Source organism: Vibrio sp. 779(2023), from assembly GCF_033344285.1.
In the GTDB taxonomy this organism is placed as follows: Bacteria; Pseudomonadota; Gammaproteobacteria; order Enterobacterales; family Vibrionaceae; genus Vibrio; species Vibrio alginolyticus.
On sequence record NZ_JAWPOM010000036.1, the window covers coordinates 1 to 18,786 of the forward strand.

Sequence of the window (18,786 nt, forward strand, 5' to 3'; positions counted from 1 at the left end):
GTAGTTTTACAGGCAAAGCCGAAACGGATGATAACCACCTACTGAAGTAGGTGGTTTAGGGCTGAAAACAAAAAGAGCCGCCGAAGCAGCTCTTAAGTTGATGAGTTTTGGTCAAGCCTTACAGTTTCTCTAGTCGTGCGTAAGCAGTTACCAACCATTTGATGCCTTCACCGTTAAAGGCAATCTGTACACGGCTCTGTGGACCACTGCCTTCGAAGTTGATGATGGTGCCTTCACCAAACTTTGGATGCATCACACGAGAACCTAGCGTAAAGCCGGTTTCATTAAAGCTCTCTTTCACAACAGTTTGGCTAAATCGACCACTGCTTGAAGGACGGCTAACTTGCGCCTTCATTCGTACTTCATCTAAACAAGTTTCTGGCAGTTCACGGATAAAGCGAGACGGTTTATGGTATTTATCCTGACCGTACAAACGACGCATTTCAGCATAAGTGATGTACAGTTTCTGCATCGCACGGGTCATGCCTACGTAACACAGACGGCGTTCTTCTTCTAAGCGCCCTGCTTCTTCTGCCGACATTTGGCTTGGGAACATGCCTTCTTCCACACCGACCATAAACACCAATGGAAACTCTAGACCTTTCGCACTGTGTAATGTCATGAGCTGAACCGCATCTTCAAATTCGTCCGCTTGTCCTTCGCCCGCTTCTAGTGCTGCGTGGGTTAGGAATGCCGTCAGCAGTGACATGTCTTCGGCTTCTTCTGGTTTCTCGAATTGGCGAGTTGCGGTCACCAATTCCTCCAAGTTCTCAATACGTGCCTTAGACTTTTCGCCCTTCTCTTGCTCGTACATCGCGAACAAGCCCGAGTATTTAATCACATGGTCAGTTTGGTGATGCAGCGGCATCTCTAAGGTGTCGTCTTCTAGCGCGGTGACAAGCTCGATAAAACGGCTCAGAGCACCAGCAGCGCGACCAGCAAGCACCTTCTCGTCCAACATAGCTACACTCGCTTCCCACATGGTGCAACCACGGTCACGAGCCGCAAAACGGATGGTTTCAAGCGTCTTATCGCCCAAACCACGCGTTGGCGTATTCACTACACGTTCAAACGCTGCATCATCGTTACGGTTGGCAATCAGACGCATGTAGCTCAAGGCATCTTTGATTTCCTGACGTTCGAAGAATCGCATGCCGCCATAGATACGATAAGGCAGACCGGCTTGAATTAACGCTTCTTCCAGAACACGCGACTGGGCGTTGTTACGGTAAAGCATCGCAGCGTCATTCAGAGCACCGCCCTTGTCTTGCCACTCTTTGATTTTGTTCACCGCAAAACGGGCTTCATCTAATTCGTTGTAAGCGCTGTAAACCGAGATAGGCTCACCGACCACGCCATCCGTCCACAACTCTTTACCCATACGCTCGGTGTTATTCGCAATCAGGGTGTTAGATGCTTCCAGAATGGTCTTAGTGGAACGGTAGTTTTGCTCAAGACGAATGGTATTCACGCTTGGGAATTCGAGCGTAAACTTCTCAATGTTCTCGACTTTTGCACCACGCCAACCATAAATCGACTGGTCGTCATCACCTACGATCATCACGTGACACTCAGGACCCGCCATCATACGTAGCCAAGCATATTGAATGTTGTTGGTATCTTGGAACTCATCCACCAAGATGTGCTTAAAGCGTGCTTGGTAGTGTTCACGAACGAACTTGTTATCACGCAGTAGCTCATGTGCGCGCAGCAAGATCTCCGCAAAATCGACTAAACCAGCACGGTCACACGCCTCTTGGTAAGCGGTGTACAACTGTAGATATGTCTTGGTCACTGGATCATGGTACGCATCAATGTGCGACGGACGCAGACCTTCGTCTTTCTTACCGTTAATCCACCATGCCACTTGGCGTGCAGGCCATTGCTTCTCATCGAGGTTTTGCGCTTTGATCAAACGCTTTAGCAGACGCTGCTGGTCGTCACTGTCAATGATTTGGAAATCTTCCGGTAGCTTCGCATCAAGATAGTGTGCACGCAGAATACGGTGACAAATGCCGTGGAAAGTACCATTCCACATACCGCCTGCACTGCCCATCATTAGCTCTTCGATACGTCCACGCATCTCTGCCGCCGCCTTATTGGTAAAGGTTACCGACATAATTGAAAACGGAGAAGCTTGCTCGACCGACATCAGCCAAGCGATACGGTGAACAAGAACGCGTGTCTTACCACTTCCTGCGCCAGCAAGAACGAGCAAGTTTTCTAGAGGTGCTGCAACGGCTTCACGTTGTTTATCGTTCAAACCGTCGAGTAATAGAGATGGATCCATCATGATGAGAGCTACTGGTTATTTATACATAAAAACCGATTATAACCTAAACAACCGGGTGCTGTTTAGACAAAACTTGATAAAAAAATCGATGTTTTTTTGCCCAACACATCAATTAGTTATACCTATTTGACCCTGCAAACCCATTTACTTCAGAAATTTTTCTGAAAGTTTTTTAGCCAGTTTCCTATCTTTTAAGTTAAGCAAGTTGATAACAAAAACGCCAAAACAGGTGATTCATCTTGCCAACTTAAAGTAAAGGAAATCATTCAGAGGAATTTATTATGAAAAAGTCGAATCTAGCTGTTACTGCTGCTGTTACTGGTCTTCTAGCTCTTGGTGGCACAATGCTAACTGCAGCTCCAGCTGTCGCTGCTGAAAAAGAAAAGTGCTATGGCGTTTCTAAAGCAGGTAAAAACGACTGTGCAACAAAAAGCAGCTCATGCGCTGGTACTTCTAAAGAAGATAACCAAAAAGACGCATTCGTAGTCGTACCAAAAGGTCTTTGTGACAAACTCGCTGGCGGTAGCACTTCTTCTTCATAATCTTTTATCGCTAGCTATTGTGAGGATGCGTTGACGCTCAACCAACGCAAAGCCAAGACGCATCCTTCTCTTCCCGCACGATTTGAAAAGGAGTTTCACGTGAAACACCACACCTTCCACGACCTTGTTGGAGTTGGATTAAGAACCCCTCACCTCGATTACTTTAGCCAATCCCAGCCTGAGTTGTCTTGGTTAGAAATCCACAGTGAAAACTATTTCCAACCCAATGCAACAGAGCGCCATCAGCTACAAACGCTTCGCGAGCAATATCAAATTAGCTGCCACGGTATTGGTTTGTCGCTAGGTTCGGTGGAACGTGTTAGTCAAAAGCATCTTGCGCAACTTAAATCACTGATTGACTCAATCGACCCAATTCTTGTTTCTGACCATTTAAGTTGGAGTGAAAACGGCGGTCACTACTTTAATGACCTGCTTCCACTTCCGTATACGGAAGAAGCGCTCAACGTGTTCACTCGTAACGTGAATGAAGTGCAGGAATATTTGCAACGTGAGATCTTGATAGAGAACCCATCTAGTTATGTGAAGTTTCAACATTCGACCATCAGCGAATGGGAGTTTCTTACCGAAGTGCAAAAGCGCACTGACTGTCGTTTATTGCTCGATTTAAACAATGTTTATGTTTCGGCGTTCAACCACGATTTTGATTGCGACACATACCTAGATGCGATTCCAGCCGACAAAGTGGATGAGATTCACTTGGCAGGTTTTACCATCAAACAACTCGACAAAGGTGAGATATGGATTGATACCCATAGCCGCCCGGTTAGCGATGAAGTTTGGCAGTTGTTTTCACTGTGGACAAAAAAACACGGTCCACGTCATACGTTGATTGAATGGGATTTGGATATCCCCGCGCCAGAAGTCTTGCTCGAAGAAGCGCAGAAAGCATCGCAACTGCTGTTACAAGGCACACTCCCAAGTGAACAAAGCGAACCAAGGAAGGCATCATGAATCTAGCCACCTTACAAAGCCAGTTTGCTAAAGCCCTGCACTACCAAGCACTCGGTGAAGACTGCGATATAGCCAGTGATGAGTTTACCGCTGATGAACGCATGCAGATTTACCGCAATAACTTTATCGTCAGCTTAAGCGAAGTGTTGTCCGCGACCTACCCGATGGTTGAAGCGCTGCTTGGTGAAGAATGCTTTGAACAGATAGCTCGCCAGCATGTTCTTTCTTACCCATTAGAAGAAGGAAATGTGGTGCATTATGGCGAAGGCTTTCAAGACACCATCATGCAGTTCAGCCAGGTGATCGCACAAGCACCTTACAGCCCCGAAGTCGCACGCTTCGAGTGGCATATCGACCTAGCTCGTCAAGCACAGTATGAGCAATCCAATGCAGCGGAATTAAAACCGCTTGCGTTACTTGGCGAAGTGAGTGAAGAGCAACAACCCACTTTAGTCTTACACCTCAAAAAGGGCTGCCGCAGCTTTGACTCCAACTACGCAGTATTCGATCTATTTAGCGCGATTCAAACTGGGCAATTCGAACAACTTAATATCAACCAATTACAGCAAGGTGTCATCTCGATTCAAGCCAATGGAGAAGCCTTGTGTCACGCACTCGATGCTGATGTGTTCCAACTGCTGCAATGTTTAGAGCAGAAGCAGAGTTTGAGCGAAATACCTGAAGTTTTACTCGCTCATCTCAATCGCATCATGGCACTCGATATTGTTGACGGCTTTACATTGCAATCAATCTAAGGAGCACTCTATGAAGGATACGGTTAAAAACTTAGTGAATCGGTATGACGATTTAATCAGTACCTTACAAGCTGGCTTTGTCCCTTTACTACTTCTCTTTTGCCGCTTTTGGGTTGCTTGGGTGTTCTTCAATTCAGGACTAATCAAAATCTCGTCTTGGGATAGCACGTTGTACTTATTTGAGCTGGAATACCAAGTGCCAATCTTGCCATGGGAATTGGCGGCTTATTTAGGTACGGCTGCGGAGTTGGTTCTACCGGTGTTCTTGGCACTAGGATTGATTACCCGCCCGATGGCAGCAATGCTGTTTGTGTTTAACATCATCGCAGTGATCTCTTACCCACTGTTGTGGGAGAAAGGTTTTTATGACCACCAACTTTGGGGATTGATGATTCTTATCGTAATCGTATGGGGGCCAGGACCGCTGTCTTTGGACCACATCCTGAAAAAGAAAATGACAAGCTAAAAAAATCCCCGCATCATGCGGGGATTTTTTATTATTTATTCAAGTAAGCCAGTAGCTCTTCTGCTGAGATACCTTGCTGAGCGAGGTCTTTTGCCATCTGCTCGACTTGTTCATCTTTGCGTGACTCAATCACTTGCTGAAATTGGTACACGATATCACGCAAAATTGGCAGAGGTACTTGTTTAGCCGCACTACGAATACGCTCGGAGCTTTGATTACCCAGCTCATTAAGCAACTTGCCAAACATCACCTTTTCTGGTGAATCTTCCATTTGCTCTAGAATACGAGCCATTTCATACGTGGTTAACGACATTACTTTTTGAGTTCCGTTATGGTGTCAGGAAAAGTCTGAGTGACAAATATACACGCCTTACTTACATTGGAAAATACTAAATTACACTGATTTACGCTTTCGCAAAGCTCGAGTGCCAGTTCTTCCCTGCTTTTGTAAACAGAACGACCAACGCAGGTAATAGGACCCACATATGAATTGCGATCAAGGTTTGTGGATCCAGAGATAAGCGTTGCAGTGTACCCACCAACAAACCAGAGCCACTCATTTGGAACAATCCAAGCAGTGCAGCTGCCGTGCCCGCCTTATCACCAAACGGTTCTAACGCTTTCCCTGCCGCTGCACCCAGAATGAATGCAAAACCTACAGAAGACATGAAGATAGGTAGCATGAAAGAAAGCGCGGTATTCTGACCATTCATCACTAGCATGATCACACCAGCGAGACCCAGAGTTGAGATCCCGGTGACCAAGGTGTTGTGAGTTCCAACGCGCTCCATAAACTTAGGCGCCAGCATACATGCCGCAATGTTTATCACCGCATTTACACCAAACCAGAAAGTGAATTCATTCATCGACAGCCCCATCCCCGTCATCAATACCGACGGTGCTGAGGTAACGTAAGCAAGAATAACCGCCATCGCCATCAAGCATAATGACGCATGGAAAACAAAAGATGGTGTGCTAAGCACTGCCCAATACCGACTAAGCTTAAACACGGCTTGCTTTTCTGTTGACGGGTTAGTCTCTTTCATCATGAAAAACATCAATGATCCAGACACCACAGCAAAACCCGCCATAAAGCTAAAGTTAGCACGCCAGTCAAATTGCTGAGTTAACCAGCTACCTAGAATTGGAGCTAAAGCCGGAATGAAACAAATCGCACCGTTAAGGTAGCTGATCATTTTGCCGCTTTTTTCCGGGCCAAAGATATCGCGAACTGTTGCAAAGGCTGCTACCGATGTCGCACACGCACCTAAGCCTTGTAGCAGTCGGGAAACCAACATCCACTCAATATTTTGAGCACTCCACGCCAATAAAGCGCTCATCGCGTAAATGGTGATACCGCCCAATGCAACAGTTCGACGTCCGAGTTTATCTGCTAAGGGACCTGCGAATAGCTGACCAACACCCATAGCAAATAAGAACCAAGTGATCGTGTCTTGTGCTAGCGCATTATCGACCTGAAAAGTGGAAGCAATAAGAGGTAAAGCAGGTAGATAAATATCAATCGCTAAAGGACTGAAAAGAACCAAAAGGGTCAATAACGCCATCTGTTTTTTACTATTAGAAAACTGGCTAGACACACAACACTCCGAATTGGATAAAGAACTTTGGGTAAAGCTTAATCATCTGATGATATGAATGGAAATGATGTATAATCATGAGCATTATTCCTCAGAGGAAATTCACTGTGAACGTCGAAAAACTGGCTCGTATCGATTTAAATCTATTGGTCTGCTTTAAAGTGCTGATTGAAGAGTTAAACGTTACTCGTGCGGCCCACCGATTGTGCTTAAGCCAATCTGCCGTAAGTAAATCACTGGCTAAACTGCGCATTCAATTTGATGACCCGCTTTTCACTCGAAACTCACATGGATTAACACCTACGCCGCGCGCATTGTTTCTTAAACCGAAACTGGATCTGTTGATAAATCAGTTAGAAGTGCTGACTCAACCCGAAGAGTTTTCTCCGCAAAGCAGTGAATACCGTTTTCAAATAGCAGCGGTAGAGAGTGTCTACCCTCTCATTCTACCCCATTTCTTACCGGCGATTTTTCAACAAGCACCTGGCGTGACAATTAGCACACACCCGTGGTCGGATAATACATTTAAAATGCTTCAACGCGGCGAACTGGATTTAGGCTTAACTGGAAAAGATATCGATATAAACGATGCCAAGCTGACTCTTCAACCACCCGATGACATTTGCGAGTTGGAAATTTATCGTGATTACCAAATGTGCATCATTCGCAAAAACCACCCTGCGCTAAAACAACCTTGGAATCTGGAAGCCTATCTCGCCCTACGCCATGTACAAGTACGTTGTGATGGCAACGACCGTTGGTTGCTGGATTATCGCCTTGCAGATATTGGCGCCGACCGCGATATTGCCGTCACTGTGCCCGACTTTAACAGTGCCGCAAGTTTATGTTCATACACCGACTTTATCTTTACTGCGCCAAGTCATTTTGTGCAACTTGCGGCCAAACAGCTTGATTTGGTCGTGCTGCCACTACCGTTAGAATTCCCACCTATGGCTTACACTTTATTCTGGCACCGAGACAGAGAAAACGACCCTGCATTAGGCTGGCTACGTACGATGATCACACAAAAAACCGATCACCTTAGATAAAAACACCGCGCTCAATTTGCGCTTAGCGGCTAAAATGAGTAGCTTAACTGTCGTAGTCCTTTTTGGCTCATCTATGGCCTAGTTGTACTCCGACTCTATTGAAGTGATTGCGAACCTCAATGGAATCGTAAACTGCATGAAGCAGATGGAAACAGCTCCCACACCTGAGCATGAAGGAGCGGTAATTTGAAGGAATAACACAGATGCACAACGATACCCAAAGCCGCGTGAATGCAATTCGCGAATGGCTAGCACAACATAATATTGATGCCCTACTTGTCCCTCATGAAGACGAGTACTTGGGTGAATACGTACCAGCGCACAACGAGCGTTTACATTGGCTAACTGGTTTTACCGGTTCTGCTGGTGCTGCGGTAATCACCAAAGACAAAGCCGCTATCTTTGTTGATGGTCGCTACACGGTACAAGTAACTAAGCAGGTTCCTGCTGATCTATTCGAATACCGCCACCTAATTGAAGAGCCTGCGCTAGATTGGATTAAAGACCATCTTGCAAATGGCGCGTCTGTGGCAATCGACCCTCGCATGCACAACTCTGCTTGGTTAGACATGGCACAAGCAAAACTTGCAGGTGCACTTGAGCTTAAGATTCTCGACAGCAACCCAATTGATGAGCTGTGGCACGACCGCCCTGCTCCTGTGGTTTCTGATGTTCGCCTAATGGCAACAGAAGCGGTTGGTCAATCAAGTGAAAGTAAGCGCCAAGAAATCGCAGAGCTCGTGAAAAAAGCCGGCGCAGACAGCGCGGTGATCACAGCACTTGATTCTATCTGTTGGTTGCTCAACGTTCGTGGTCTAGATGTATCACGTCTACCAGTTCTGCTTTCTCACGCGATTCTGCATTCAGACTCAAGCGTGGAATACTTCCTAGATCCTGCTCGCCTACCTGCTGAGTTTGACGCTCACGTTGGTTCTGGCGTAACAGTCCATCACCCAGAAGCATTACAAACACGACTAGAAACTCTAACTGGCAAGAATGTACTGGTTGACCCTGCGACAAGTAACGCATGGTTTAAGCTGGTTCTACAAAATGCTGGTGCATCAGTAGTGAGTAAAGCTGACCCATGCCTAATGCCAAAAGCAGCGAAGAACGCAGTTGAAATCGCAGGCATGAAAGCGTGTCATATCCGAGATGGCGTGGCGATGAGCAAGTTCCTATCTTGGTTAGATGCAGAAGTCGTTGCGGGTAACTTGCATGATGAAGCAACATTGGCTGACAAACTGGAAGCGTTCCGTAGCGAAGACCCAACACTGATGGATCTTAGCTTCGATACCATTTCAGCTGCCGGCGGTAACGCGGCAATGTGTCACTACAACCACGAAAACCAACCTGAACCTGGCAAGCTAGAACTGAACACACTTTACCTCGTGGATTCAGGCGGTCAGTACCTAGATGGTACGACAGACATCACGCGTACCATTGCCATAGGTCAGCCTTCACAAGAGATGATTAAACAATTCACTCTTGCGCTAAAAGGTCACATCGGTGTTGCACGTGCACGTTTCCCGAAAGGCACACGTGGTTACCAAATCGATACGCTAGCTCGTCAGCACCTATGGGCGGAAGGCTACGATTACGATCACGGTACTGGTCACGGTGTTGGTCACTTCCTAAGTGTTCATGAAGGTCCAGCGAGCATTTCGAAGAAGCAAATCGATGTGCCTCTGACAGAAGGTATGGTGCTATCCAACGAGCCAGGTTACTACCGTGCAGATGCGTTTGGTATCCGTATCGAGAACCTAGAGCTTGTTGTTGAAACCCCGACTAACGGTGACTTCCCTGTTCTATCATTTGAGTCGCTAACACGCTGCCCAATCGACAAGCGCAACATCAACGTTGATATGCTAACTCGTCCAGAACTTGCTTGGCTGAATGATTACCATCAGAAAGTATGGGATGAGATCAGCCCGCTAGTTGAAGGTGATGTGAAAGAGTGGCTTCGTCAAGCAACGCTACCAGTAGCACACAGCTAGAAGCTAGAAGCTAGAAGCTAGAAGCTAGAAAAAAGTAGAGGGTTGATGTTTTGCATCAACCCTCTTTTTTTGCCTATGTTTCACGTGAAACATAACGATGACCAGTGGCTTTCTTTGCTACTTAACCAGAATACGCCGAGTGCCAATCTCGCCATACTGGGTCAAAGCCTTTGGCTCGAATCATATCTTCCACAGAACCCGCGCTTCGCTCATCACTGATCTCAAACTGCTCGAGTTCAACATCATCCATCGCATACCCACCCGGCTGAGTTTTCGATGCAGCAGACATGCTGGTGATGCCTAACGGTAATGCATTGTCTCTGAATTTCGGTGATTCACGAGTCGATAATGACAACTCAACTTCTGGATTTAGCAAACGATAAGCGCAAATCAACTGCACAAGCTGCTTATCCGTCATGACTGATTTTGGTTGGAGCGCGCCCTCACAAGGACGTAAACGCGGAAATGAAATGGAGTAACGAGTCTGCCAATACGTGCGCTCAAGATAGTCCAAGTGCGCTGCCACATAAAAGCAATCTGTTCGCCACTCTTCCAACCCTATCAAAGCGCCAATACCGATCTTATCGATGCCTGCTTTTGCAAGACGATCGGGTGTATCCAATCGGTATTCGAAATCCATCTTATTGCCACGCAGATGGTGCTCGGCGTAAGTCGAAGGATGATACGTTTCTTGATAGACCATCACCGCATCCAAACCCAATGTCTTGAGCTCGGCGTATTCGTCTTGACCTAGCGGCTGCACTTCCATCGCCAAATAATTAAAGCGTTGCTTAATCATCGGCACCATTTCGCGAAAGTATTTCATGCCCACTTTGGTTTCGTGTTCACCAGTCACCAGCAATACGCTATCGAACTTCATGCGTTTAATAGCTTCAACTTCTGCAACCACTTCGTCCCTATTCAAGGTACGACGCTTGATTCTATTCTCCATTGAGAAGCCACAATAAGTACAAGCATTGGCGCACAAGTTAGAAAGGTACAGTGGAATGTAAAGCGACATGGTATTACCAAAACGCTTGCGAGTTGCCGAGTATGACAGCTGCGCCATTTGCTCTAAGTACGCTTCAGCCGCTGGTGAAATAAGCGCTTTAAAGTCTTCCAAATCACGCTTGGGTTTATTCAATGCTCGCTCGACATCTTGTGCCGTTTTCGCGTAGATCGACATCGAGATGTCGTCCCAATTCAGCTGCTTAAATTGTTCAACGAAGCTCATGTTTTCCTCGCTTAATAGCTAAACCAATCTAGGACTAAAGCTCATCTAGGAATGACGTCAGTGGACTCGACGCAACCGCATGAGAAACCTTACCAGCAAGTCCGGCTTCATAAGCCATACGCCCGGACTCTACCGCCAACTTAAATGCCTTCGCCATCGCAACGGGATCGCTCGAAGCTGCAATCGCTGTATTGACGAGCACGGCATCCGCGCCCATTTCCATCGCACGCGCGGCATGTGAAGGAGCACCAATACCCGCATCAACAACGACAGGAACATTAGCTTGGTCGATGATGATCTCTAGGAAATCGTGAGAAACTATCCCTTTGTTAGAACCGATCGGCGCACCTAATGGCATGACTGCAGCACAGCCTACTTCTTCCAATCGTTTACACAGAACCGGGTCAGCATGACAATAAGGAAGGACAATGAAGCCTTCACGAACCAGCTGTTCAGCAGCTGCAAGTGTTTCAATTGGATCGGGCATCAAGTACTTCGGGTCTGGATGAATTTCTAGTTTTAACCAGTTAGTACCCAACGCTTCTCTCGCCAATTGTGCTGCAAACACAGCATCTTTAGCATTCTTTGCACCTGAGGTGTTCGGCAATAAGTTCACACCCGCTTGTACTAACGGTAGCAAAATATCGTCTTGTTGGTCGTTCACATCCACACGCTTCAACGCCATGGTCGCAAGTTGAGAACCCGATACTTGAATCGCTTCTGCCATTAATCGGCTGTTGGCAAACTTCCCTGTTCCCGTGAACAGTCTTGATTCGAATTGTTTATCACCAATTTTAAGCATCGACTTTAACCCCCTGCGATCGCTTGAAACAAAGAGATGCTATCTCCCTGTGAAAGAACTGTGCTAGCCCACTCACTGCACGGCACAACATTGTTATTAATTGCAAAAACACAGCCCATTTCAGGCAGCGCAAATTGACTAATGATTTGCTGTAGATTTGACTCACTGGCAACTTGATGTGACTGGCCATTGATGACAATAGTGATCACATCTAAGTCAGCAGCTGTCATTTGTGTTGTTTGTTGTTCTGATAACGTCATTGCTTCCAACTCTCTTAATTCTGCCCATTACCCGTAAGCTAAATCTGAGCACACACTTGGCACTGTTTGTCTTTGCTTATCGCCATGGTTTGCCATTGCAGCTTCAATCCATCGAACAGGTGTAACTTGGCAGTCTCGACATGAAACTTTCCCGTCGCCAGTTTTTGAATTGCCGCTATCGCTTGGTAGTTGCCAAGTGTGCCCACCACCGGACCGACGACACCACTCTCACTGCACTTTTGCGTTTGCGGTAATTCGTCGAACGGATACAAACAGCGGTAACACGCTTTACTCTGCGCTTCTTGTTCACTTGGTGTTTGGTAATCAAAGACAGCGAATTGCCCTTGCCAACCAATTGCCGCCGCCGAGATGAGCGGCGTATTTTGCTCGAAACAAACTTGGTTAATGAGCTGACGCGCTGGCATGTTATCGGTGCAGTCGAGCACCACATCCGCTAGCATCACCTCAAGCTGAAGCTGTGCTTTGTCTAATCGCTTATTGAGAGCACGAACTTGGACCATAGAATTAAGTTCAGTGAGTTGCTTTACAGTCGCTTCTGTTTTCGCAACTTGAAGGTCTTGTTCACGATAAATGATCTGGCGTTGCAGGTTACTGCTATCAACTTCATCGTTATCGACCACAACCAATTTACCAACGCCCGCTGATGCCAAGTACAAACTCGCAGCACTTCCTAACCCACCACAACCGATGATCAGAACATGCGATTTACTCAAACGCTCTTGCCCGACTTCGGCAATTTCAGGCAGAGCGACTTGGCGCTGATAGCGAAGGAACTGCTTATCCGTGAGCATGCTCGCCTCTCTTGGTATGCGCTAATTTACTACTCTGATCAGTAAACGTTAGCTGTCTGTCATTCATCAGTTGTGCGAAGAACTCGATGACGGACTGAGGTGATTCTGCCAACGTAATAGCTCGCACAACTGCCAAACTAGAAACACCTGTTTGCCAAACTTGGTCTGCATTAGATTGGTCAATGCCACCAATCGCGACCGTCGGAAAGCCAAGCAGATAGTCACTACCTGCTTTGTCTTTTGCAGGACGGAAAACCGACTCTGTGTTTGTATAAGGAATGCTATCAATCAGCTTTTGATACAGAGCCAAGCGCACCAAACCTTGTGGTTTCGATGGCATCTGTTTAGTGGTGGTTGGAAAAATATGCCCTAGCGCGATGTAACTAGGATGAATTTGTACGATGCGCAGTAGCTCATAATAACCATGAGTAGAAAGACCAAGACGAATGCCGGCTTTAGTTAGCTGAGCCAAATTCGATTCTTCTATGTCTTCTTGTCCCAGGTGAACGCCATAAGCGCCATGCTTGATTGCCAACTGCCAGTAGTCATTTATGAACACTTGTGCTTGATACTGACGACCTAGCTCAATTGCTCGAATGATCTGTTGTTCTAAATCGGCTTGTTGTGGGTTCTTTATTCGCAGTTGAATAGTGTTGATGCCTAGTGGCAGTAGACGCTCAATCCAAGCAACATCATCAACGACTGGATAGAGCCCTAGACTTTGCTTAGTTAGAGTTGGAAAGCTAACGCTCTCACCTTGTGCAGACCAACCAACTTGAATATCGAGTCGGTTATCCTCCAGTACAGGTGTGGGGAAATCATCAAATTGGTCAGCCCACTGAGTAGATCGTCCCTCATCAAGGTTGTCATTCAACAGTGTTTCACGTGAAACATTCGCTTGTTGAGTTAGGATTCCTCGAGCAAGTGTTAACGCATCTTCGATAGGAAAATCGAGTACTGTCAGCGTTACTATCCAAGCAAGGTGATGTTCAGGATCGAACATTGCGTTGAATTTGGACTTAACGGAAAGCGCTCTCACTTCGTTGTTAATTGGGTGACGCCAGATATCAAGCTGAAGCACTTTCTCCTTTTCATCGGATACCTGAGTATCAGCAATACCAATATAAATCGCTTTCGACGGTTGCTTAGCACACGCTTCTACCGACAAAGCAGAACGGTAATAGAGCACAAATGAACTCTCATGCTCAGAGTCATAATCATCAATGAGATCAGTCGTTATGTGTGTGGTCTGTTGGCCGCGAACAAGCTGAATAGATTGAGTTGGGCTCACACCCAACTCAATGTCTTCTATGCTAAAACCCTGTTCTTTCGCCAACAACAAACATTGCTGAACTAAACCTGTCAGTTCAATCAACGATGACGGAATAAGGATTTTGCTCATTAGTCACTTACCTCGGCATGTGCTGCTGGGTGGTATAGCTCGGAACCTGACTCTCTAAATTCTTGCGATTTCTGACGCATCCCTTCAAGAGGATCATCTAGCATTTTAATCGAGATAGCTTGGTCCGCAGCAACTTGCTCAGTGTCTTTCGCGTACTCTCGTACCTCTTGCGAAATCTTCATCGAGCAGAACTTTGGTCCGCACATCGAACAGAAGTGAGCAACTTTGCCGGACTCTTGAGGTAAGGTTTCATCATGGAAAGCGCGCGCGGTATCTGGGTCGAGTGACAAGTTGAATTGATCTTCCCAGCGGAACTCGAAGCGAGCTTTAGAAAGCGCATTATCACGAACTTGAGCACCTGGGTGCCCTTTCGCTAAATCAGCGGCGTGCGCAGCAAGCTTATAAGTGATCATGCCTACTTTCACATCTTCTTTGTTTGGTAAGCCAAGATGCTCTTTAGGAGTGACGTAGCAAAGCATCGCACAGCCATACCAACCAATCATGGCAGCGCCGATGCCTGAAGTAATATGGTCGTAACCAGGAGCGACGTCTGTTGTCAGTGGGCCAAGCGTGTAGAATGGTGCTTCATGGCAGTGCTCCAACTGCTCTTCCATGTTCTCTTTGATCATATGCATTGGAACATGGCCAGGACCTTCGATAATTACTTGTACGTCGTATTCCCACGCAATCTTGGTTAACTCACCAAGGGTACGAAGCTCTGCAAATTGCGCTTCGTCGTTAGCATCGGCCACCGAGCCAGGACGCAGACCATCACCGAGAGAAAGTGCCACATCATACTTAGCACAGATTTCACAGATCTCTCGGAAGTGGGTATATAAGAAGCTTTCTTGGTGATGCGCTAAACACCATTTCGCGATGATAGAACCACCACGAGAGACGATACCAGTAACGCGTTTTGCAGTCATTGGCACATAACGAAGTAGTAAACCGGCATGGATAGTAAAGTAGTCAACGCCCTGCTCTGCTTGCTCAATCAGGGTATCGCGCATCACTTCCCAGTTAAGGTTTTCAGCAACACCATTCACTTTCTCAAGCGCTTGGTACATTGGCACGGTACCGATCGGAACCGGACTGTTACGTAGAATCCACTCGCGAGTTTCGTGGATGTTACGTCCAGTAGAAAGATCCATTACGGTATCTCCACCCCAACGCGTTGCCCATACTAACTTTTCTACTTCTTCCTCAATCGAAGAAGTGACCGATGAGTTACCGATGTTGGCGTTCACTTTGACCAAAAAGTTACGTCCAATGATCATTGGTTCGGATTCTGGGTGGTTAATATTTGAAGGGATAATAGCGCGACCTTCGGCGACTTCTTTACGCACGAATTCGGCGGTAATATCTTTTGGTAGGTTCGCTCCGAAGCTTTGACCCGGATGCTGTTGATTCAGCACTTCATCGCGATACTTGGCACGCCCCATGTTTTCACGCAGCGCGATATATTCCATTTCTGGGGTAATAATACCTTTGCGAGCATAGTGCAATTGAGTCACACAATGGCCATCTTTGGCACGTCGAATACGTGGTAGATTACCGTAACGAAGATCGTCTAGTGTTTCGTCTTCTAAGCGTTCTTTGGTGTACACCGAGCTTACTTCATCAAGTAGCTCAGTATCGGCGCGCTCTTCAATCCACCCTTCTCTCAGCTTAGGTAAGCCGTTATAGAGGTCTATGGTGTGCTCTGGATCTGTGTATACACCCGACGTATCGTAAACGCGTACTGGCTCATTAGGTTCGAATATAGGCGCTTCTTTTGTGCCTCCAATAAGGCTATCAGCGAGTGATATTTCACGCATTGGCACACGAATATCTGGACGTGAGCCTTCTACGTAGACTTTGCTTGAATTGGGGTACGGTTGTACCGAGAGTGTATCAATGAACTGTTTTGCTTCCAGTCTCGCTTGTTTGCGACTCGACATAGCATTTTTCCTTGCTTTGTTATACTAGATAAAAAGTAATTGGATAAAAATGCTTGGCGGATAGATGCGACAAGAGGAGTCAAATTAAGGCTAGTTAAAGCTTACGATATTTGCCTGTAATAACATTCGACTTTTGATAGATCAACCAGAAAGAACTCCGGTGTGAATATCTTCTCTTGTTCCCTTCGCAGATTCTAATCTGATCAGGTTCAACGGATCCCGAATTAACGGTCTCAGCCTTATGGCACTCCGACAAGTGATGTCAGTATATAAAAACGGCTTGGTGAAACCAAGCCGACCTGTTCAATTTTTAACTACTTTGCTAGCTGCGCATCAATAATTGAAAGCCTATCCACGCCGCTGAAATACTTAACACGACATTCAACAATACGTTCAACCCCATCTTAAAGAAAGCGCCCTGCTGCATAAGCAAAACATTATCCATCGAGAAGGTGGAAAACGTCGTTAGTGCGCCTAAAAAACCCAAGCCAATCACTTGTCGCCAAGGTTCCGTTGCCAAAAGTTCATTATCGAAAGCTGCTATCAATAAGCCCATCATAAATGAGCCAACAACGTTAACGGTTAACGTACCATATGGAAAACCACGCCCCAATAAAATGACACAAAGTTCAGAAATTAAGTAACGAGAACATGCACCAAATGCACCACCCAATGCAATAAAACCCAAAACGGATAGTTGTCCCATAATTCCCCCAGAAAAGTTAATGGCGACATTGTAATCAAATTTACGGCAATAGTGATTATACAATCTTAGAATTCAGCAAATTATAGCGCTTAAAACTTATCAAGATTTAAAAAGTTACAGGAGTCACTTTACTTCAATATAACCCATCAACCCCGTCTTCATGTGTTCGATCACATGACAATGGTACATCCAACGTCCAGGGTTATCTGCAACAAATGCCGCTTTCGCACTGCCGTTTTTTCCAAGCAAGACCGTATCGGTATGAAACGGTTCGTCGAGTTTTTTTCCATCTAACTCAAGAACCGTAAATGTGTGTCCATGAAGGTGAATAGGATGATGATATTGGGTGACGTTCTTTAGGTTGAAGATATAGGTTTTTCCCATCTCCAATGTTGAAAGGGGCGCTGGAATATTATCTTTGCTCATTCCCTCCCAAGCCCGTTTGTTCATCAGCCAGAATTTAGGTATCGCTTTGCCCGATTTATCAGCAGGAGTGATCGCCCCCTCCCACTCAAACACATAATCGATTTGCTCTGCATTTTTCAAATCGAGAGCTGGCACAGGGTTGAGAGGTAATAAAGGCAGTTTCTGGTTGTTCGACAGGTCAGACTCAACAACGTCAAACTCGCACAAAGGGAATGGGAAGCGTCCTTTCATTTGACGCACATAAACACGTTTTCCAGCCTTTGGAGCAATCAATCCGACATCTAACCTCATTCCTGGACCAATTTTATGCTGAGTGAGCTTATAAGGCGTTTTAACAGGGTTACCATCAATAGCAATAACCCAAGCCTCTGCACCTTCAATAGCGATCGGGTAAGTAATGGTGTTATCGACATTAGCAATTCTTAATCGCGTGGTAGCATTCTGCTTCAGCGTATAAACAGGTTCATGCACACCATTGACGCTACTCCACTCTCCGGGAGTCCCCATACGAGCGCTCAAGCGCGGCACCATAAGGTTCTTCCACTGACCTAGTTTGTCTAAATGCCAATGCTTGAGGACGACTTCATGTTCTTCATCAAATAGAACAGTCTCAGCCTCTTCAACGATAATTAGCCCAACTAAGCCCATACCAAGTTGCTTAACGCTATTCATGTGGGGGTGATACCAAAACGTGCCTGCATCTGGCGGTGTAAATTCATAAACGAATGTTTCACCCGGCATGATAGGCGGCTGGCTTAAGAAAGGTACACCATCCATTTCAATAGGGATTCGCAAGCCATGCCAGTGGATTGTAGTCGGCTCTGAAAGCTTGTTAGTAAACCTAATTATAACTTTCTCGCCTTGGCGACAACGAATCGTAGGCGCTGGAATCGAACCATTAAATGCGAGTACGTCTGTGTTAAACCCAGGGATCAATTCTGCAGTAGAAGGCTCTGCAGTGATATCGTATATATATTGCCTCTGCTTATTAGTGCTCCTAGATAGAGAACATGCAGGTAGAACGGTAAGCGCGGAGATTGCTAAGGATGATTGAAGAAAGCGTCGACGAGATATATCCATACATAGTTACTCATTAATCCAGATCGGTTGAGTTTAACTAAATATAAATAGTGATTCCCCTTTATTATTAAAATTTCGGGCCACTGATCATTACAGCTAACTGTAGTTTCGTTCGTTCAGTAGATTAAATGCTGCCAAAGTACAGCAGAAAGCCATACTTACGGGATAAGAGTAGAAATAAGCTGTAATAATGAGAAGAAACCAGATACAAAAAAGGCTCTGACCTAAGCCAGAGCCTGATATGTGGCAGGGGTGGAGAGATTCGAACTCCCAACACGCGGATTTGGAATCCGCTGCTCTGCCAATTGGAGCTACACCCCTATAGAATTTTCATATTCTAGATTTGACAAAACCTCGCATAAGCGAGGTTGTCGATATTAAGTGGCGGAGTGGACGGGACTCGAACCCGCGACCCCCGGCGTGACAGGCCGGTATTCTAACCAACTGAACTACCA

17 protein-coding genes, 1 tRNA gene and 1 riboswitch are annotated in these 18,786 nt (G+C 46.1%); of the genes, 6 read left to right on the top strand and 12 right to left on the bottom strand.

Translation table 11 applies throughout. From position 1 onward, the window contains the following. Positions 1 to 118: 118 nt before the first annotated feature. Positions 119 to 2,293, bottom strand: coding sequence for a DNA helicase II (gene uvrD, locus R8O70_RS23830; RefSeq protein WP_005378778.1), 2,175 nt, complete (start codon positions 2,291 to 2,293; stop codon positions 119 to 121). Between the two features lie 281 nt (positions 2,294 to 2,574). Between uvrD and R8O70_RS23835 the strand changes: the two genes are divergently transcribed. The 4 genes from R8O70_RS23835 (at position 2,575) to R8O70_RS23850 (ending at position 5,028) form a co-directional block, all read left to right on the top strand. Further along, positions 2,575 to 2,835 carry a DUF2282 domain-containing protein gene (locus R8O70_RS23835; protein WP_005378779.1) on the top strand — a complete coding sequence of 87 codons (261 nt, stop codon included), beginning with the start codon at positions 2,575 to 2,577 and terminating at the stop codon, positions 2,833 to 2,835. A gap of 99 nt (positions 2,836 to 2,934) precedes the next feature. Further along, positions 2,935 to 3,807, top strand: a complete 873-nt coding sequence (locus tag R8O70_RS23840; protein WP_258623870.1) for a DUF692 domain-containing protein — start codon at positions 2,935 to 2,937, stop codon at positions 3,805 to 3,807. Beyond that, on the top strand, positions 3,804 to 4,562 hold the full coding sequence (locus R8O70_RS23845) for a DNA-binding domain-containing protein (protein ID WP_154204949.1): 759 nt from the start codon (positions 3,804 to 3,806) through the stop codon (positions 4,560 to 4,562). The genes R8O70_RS23840 and R8O70_RS23845 overlap by 4 nt, the downstream gene beginning before the upstream one ends. A 10-nt stretch (positions 4,563 to 4,572) precedes the next feature. Further along, positions 4,573 to 5,028 (top strand): DoxX family protein, encoded by a 456-nt coding sequence (locus tag R8O70_RS23850; protein WP_005382925.1) that lies wholly within the window; start codon positions 4,573 to 4,575, stop codon positions 5,026 to 5,028. A 31-nt stretch (positions 5,029 to 5,059) separates the two neighbouring features. Here the strand turns inward: R8O70_RS23850 and R8O70_RS23855 are convergent, their stop codons facing one another. Then, a complete protein-coding gene (locus tag R8O70_RS23855; RefSeq protein WP_005378786.1) occupies positions 5,060 to 5,341 on the bottom strand; it encodes a hypothetical protein in 282 nt (93 codons plus the stop codon). 91 nt (positions 5,342 to 5,432) lie between these two features. Then, positions 5,433 to 6,626, bottom strand: coding sequence for a multidrug effflux MFS transporter (locus tag R8O70_RS23860; RefSeq protein ID WP_005382927.1), 1,194 nt, complete (start codon positions 6,624 to 6,626; stop codon positions 5,433 to 5,435). Between the two features lie 107 nt (positions 6,627 to 6,733). On the opposite strand from R8O70_RS23860, the gene R8O70_RS23865 reads away from it, so the two are divergent. Together R8O70_RS23865 and R8O70_RS23870 are read left to right on the top strand one after the other, a co-directional pair. Continuing rightward, positions 6,734 to 7,675 (top strand): LysR family transcriptional regulator, encoded by a 942-nt coding sequence (locus R8O70_RS23865; protein ID WP_005378791.1) that lies wholly within the window; start codon positions 6,734 to 6,736, stop codon positions 7,673 to 7,675. Positions 7,676 to 7,878: 203 nt separating this feature from the next. Beyond that, complete coding sequence (locus R8O70_RS23870; protein WP_318184392.1) at positions 7,879 to 9,669, top strand: aminopeptidase P family protein; 1,791 nt, start codon at positions 7,879 to 7,881, stop codon at positions 9,667 to 9,669. 121 nt (positions 9,670 to 9,790) lie between these two features. Here R8O70_RS23870 and thiH read toward each other — a convergent pair whose 3' ends face one another. The 9 genes from thiH to R8O70_RS23915 form a co-directional block, all read right to left on the bottom strand. Continuing rightward, a complete protein-coding gene (gene thiH / locus R8O70_RS23875) occupies positions 9,791 to 10,903 on the bottom strand; it encodes a 2-iminoacetate synthase ThiH (protein ID WP_115386370.1) in 1,113 nt (370 codons plus the stop codon). A 34-nt stretch (positions 10,904 to 10,937) separates the two neighbouring features. Then, positions 10,938 to 11,705: a thiazole synthase gene (locus R8O70_RS23880; RefSeq protein WP_005397059.1), complete on the bottom strand. Its 768-nt coding sequence runs from the start codon at positions 11,703 to 11,705 to the stop codon at positions 10,938 to 10,940. 5 nt (positions 11,706 to 11,710) lie between these two features. Continuing rightward, complete coding sequence (gene thiS, locus R8O70_RS23885) at positions 11,711 to 11,965, bottom strand: sulfur carrier protein ThiS (RefSeq protein ID WP_054702541.1); 255 nt, start codon at positions 11,963 to 11,965, stop codon at positions 11,711 to 11,713. Between the two features lie 38 nt (positions 11,966 to 12,003). Continuing rightward, positions 12,004 to 12,777: a HesA/MoeB/ThiF family protein gene (locus R8O70_RS23890; RefSeq protein WP_258623877.1), complete on the bottom strand. Its 774-nt coding sequence runs from the start codon at positions 12,775 to 12,777 to the stop codon at positions 12,004 to 12,006. After that, the gene (locus R8O70_RS23895; protein ID WP_104979864.1) at positions 12,764 to 14,179 is read right to left on the bottom strand and encodes a thiamine phosphate synthase; all 1,416 of its coding nucleotides are present in this window, start codon (positions 14,177 to 14,179) and stop codon (positions 12,764 to 12,766) included. Before R8O70_RS23895 ends, R8O70_RS23890 begins: the two co-directional genes overlap by 14 nt. Further along, entirely contained in the window at positions 14,179 to 16,119 is a 1,941-nt protein-coding gene (gene thiC / locus R8O70_RS23900; protein ID WP_053306506.1) for a phosphomethylpyrimidine synthase ThiC, read from the bottom strand. The genes R8O70_RS23895 and thiC overlap by 1 nt, the downstream gene beginning before the upstream one ends. Before the next feature lie 163 nt (positions 16,120 to 16,282). Continuing rightward, a riboswitch (TPP riboswitch) is annotated at positions 16,283 to 16,381 on the bottom strand. A gap of 60 nt (positions 16,382 to 16,441) precedes the next feature. Beyond that, complete coding sequence (gene crcB, locus R8O70_RS23905) at positions 16,442 to 16,825, bottom strand: fluoride efflux transporter CrcB (RefSeq protein ID WP_005378811.1); 384 nt, start codon at positions 16,823 to 16,825, stop codon at positions 16,442 to 16,444. 123 nt (positions 16,826 to 16,948) lie between these two features. Further along, positions 16,949 to 18,331 (bottom strand): multicopper oxidase family protein, encoded by a 1,383-nt coding sequence (locus R8O70_RS23910; protein ID WP_104979866.1) that lies wholly within the window; start codon positions 18,329 to 18,331, stop codon positions 16,949 to 16,951. A gap of 244 nt (positions 18,332 to 18,575) precedes the next feature. Next, positions 18,576 to 18,652 (bottom strand) — tRNA-Trp (locus tag R8O70_RS23915). Positions 18,653 to 18,786 lie beyond the last annotated feature (134 nt).

Excerpts from the sequence above, each read along its gene's own strand:
- R8O70_RS23835 (WP_005378779.1), top strand. The coding sequence starts at position 2,575 with ATGAAAAAGTCGAATCTAGCTGTTACTGCTGCTGTTACTGGTCTTCTA.
- R8O70_RS23870 (WP_318184392.1), top strand. The coding sequence starts at position 7,879 with ATGCACAACGATACCCAAAGCCGCGTGAATGCAATTCGCGAATGGCTA.
- thiH (WP_115386370.1), bottom strand. The coding sequence starts at position 10,903 with ATGAGCTTCGTTGAACAATTTAAGCAGCTGAATTGGGACGACATCTCG.
- R8O70_RS23890 (WP_258623877.1), bottom strand. The coding sequence starts at position 12,777 with ATGCTCACGGATAAGCAGTTCCTTCGCTATCAGCGCCAAGTCGCTCTG.
- crcB (WP_005378811.1), bottom strand. The coding sequence starts at position 16,825 with ATGGGACAACTATCCGTTTTGGGTTTTATTGCATTGGGTGGTGCATTT.
- R8O70_RS23855 (WP_005378786.1), bottom strand. The coding sequence starts at position 5,341 with ATGTCGTTAACCACGTATGAAATGGCTCGTATTCTAGAGCAAATGGAA.
- R8O70_RS23845 (WP_154204949.1), top strand. The coding sequence starts at position 3,804 with ATGAATCTAGCCACCTTACAAAGCCAGTTTGCTAAAGCCCTGCACTAC.
- R8O70_RS23895 (WP_104979864.1), bottom strand. The coding sequence starts at position 14,179 with ATGAGCAAAATCCTTATTCCGTCATCGTTGATTGAACTGACAGGTTTA.
- uvrD (WP_005378778.1), bottom strand. The coding sequence starts at position 2,293 with ATGATGGATCCATCTCTATTACTCGACGGTTTGAACGATAAACAACGT.
- R8O70_RS23850 (WP_005382925.1), top strand. The coding sequence starts at position 4,573 with ATGAAGGATACGGTTAAAAACTTAGTGAATCGGTATGACGATTTAATC.
- thiC (WP_053306506.1), bottom strand. The coding sequence starts at position 16,119 with ATGTCGAGTCGCAAACAAGCGAGACTGGAAGCAAAACAGTTCATTGAT.
- thiS (WP_054702541.1), bottom strand. The coding sequence starts at position 11,965 with ATGACGTTATCAGAACAACAAACAACACAAATGACAGCTGCTGACTTA.
- R8O70_RS23910 (WP_104979866.1), bottom strand. The coding sequence starts at position 18,331 with ATGGATATATCTCGTCGACGCTTTCTTCAATCATCCTTAGCAATCTCC.
- R8O70_RS23880 (WP_005397059.1), bottom strand. The coding sequence starts at position 11,705 with ATGCTTAAAATTGGTGATAAACAATTCGAATCAAGACTGTTCACGGGA.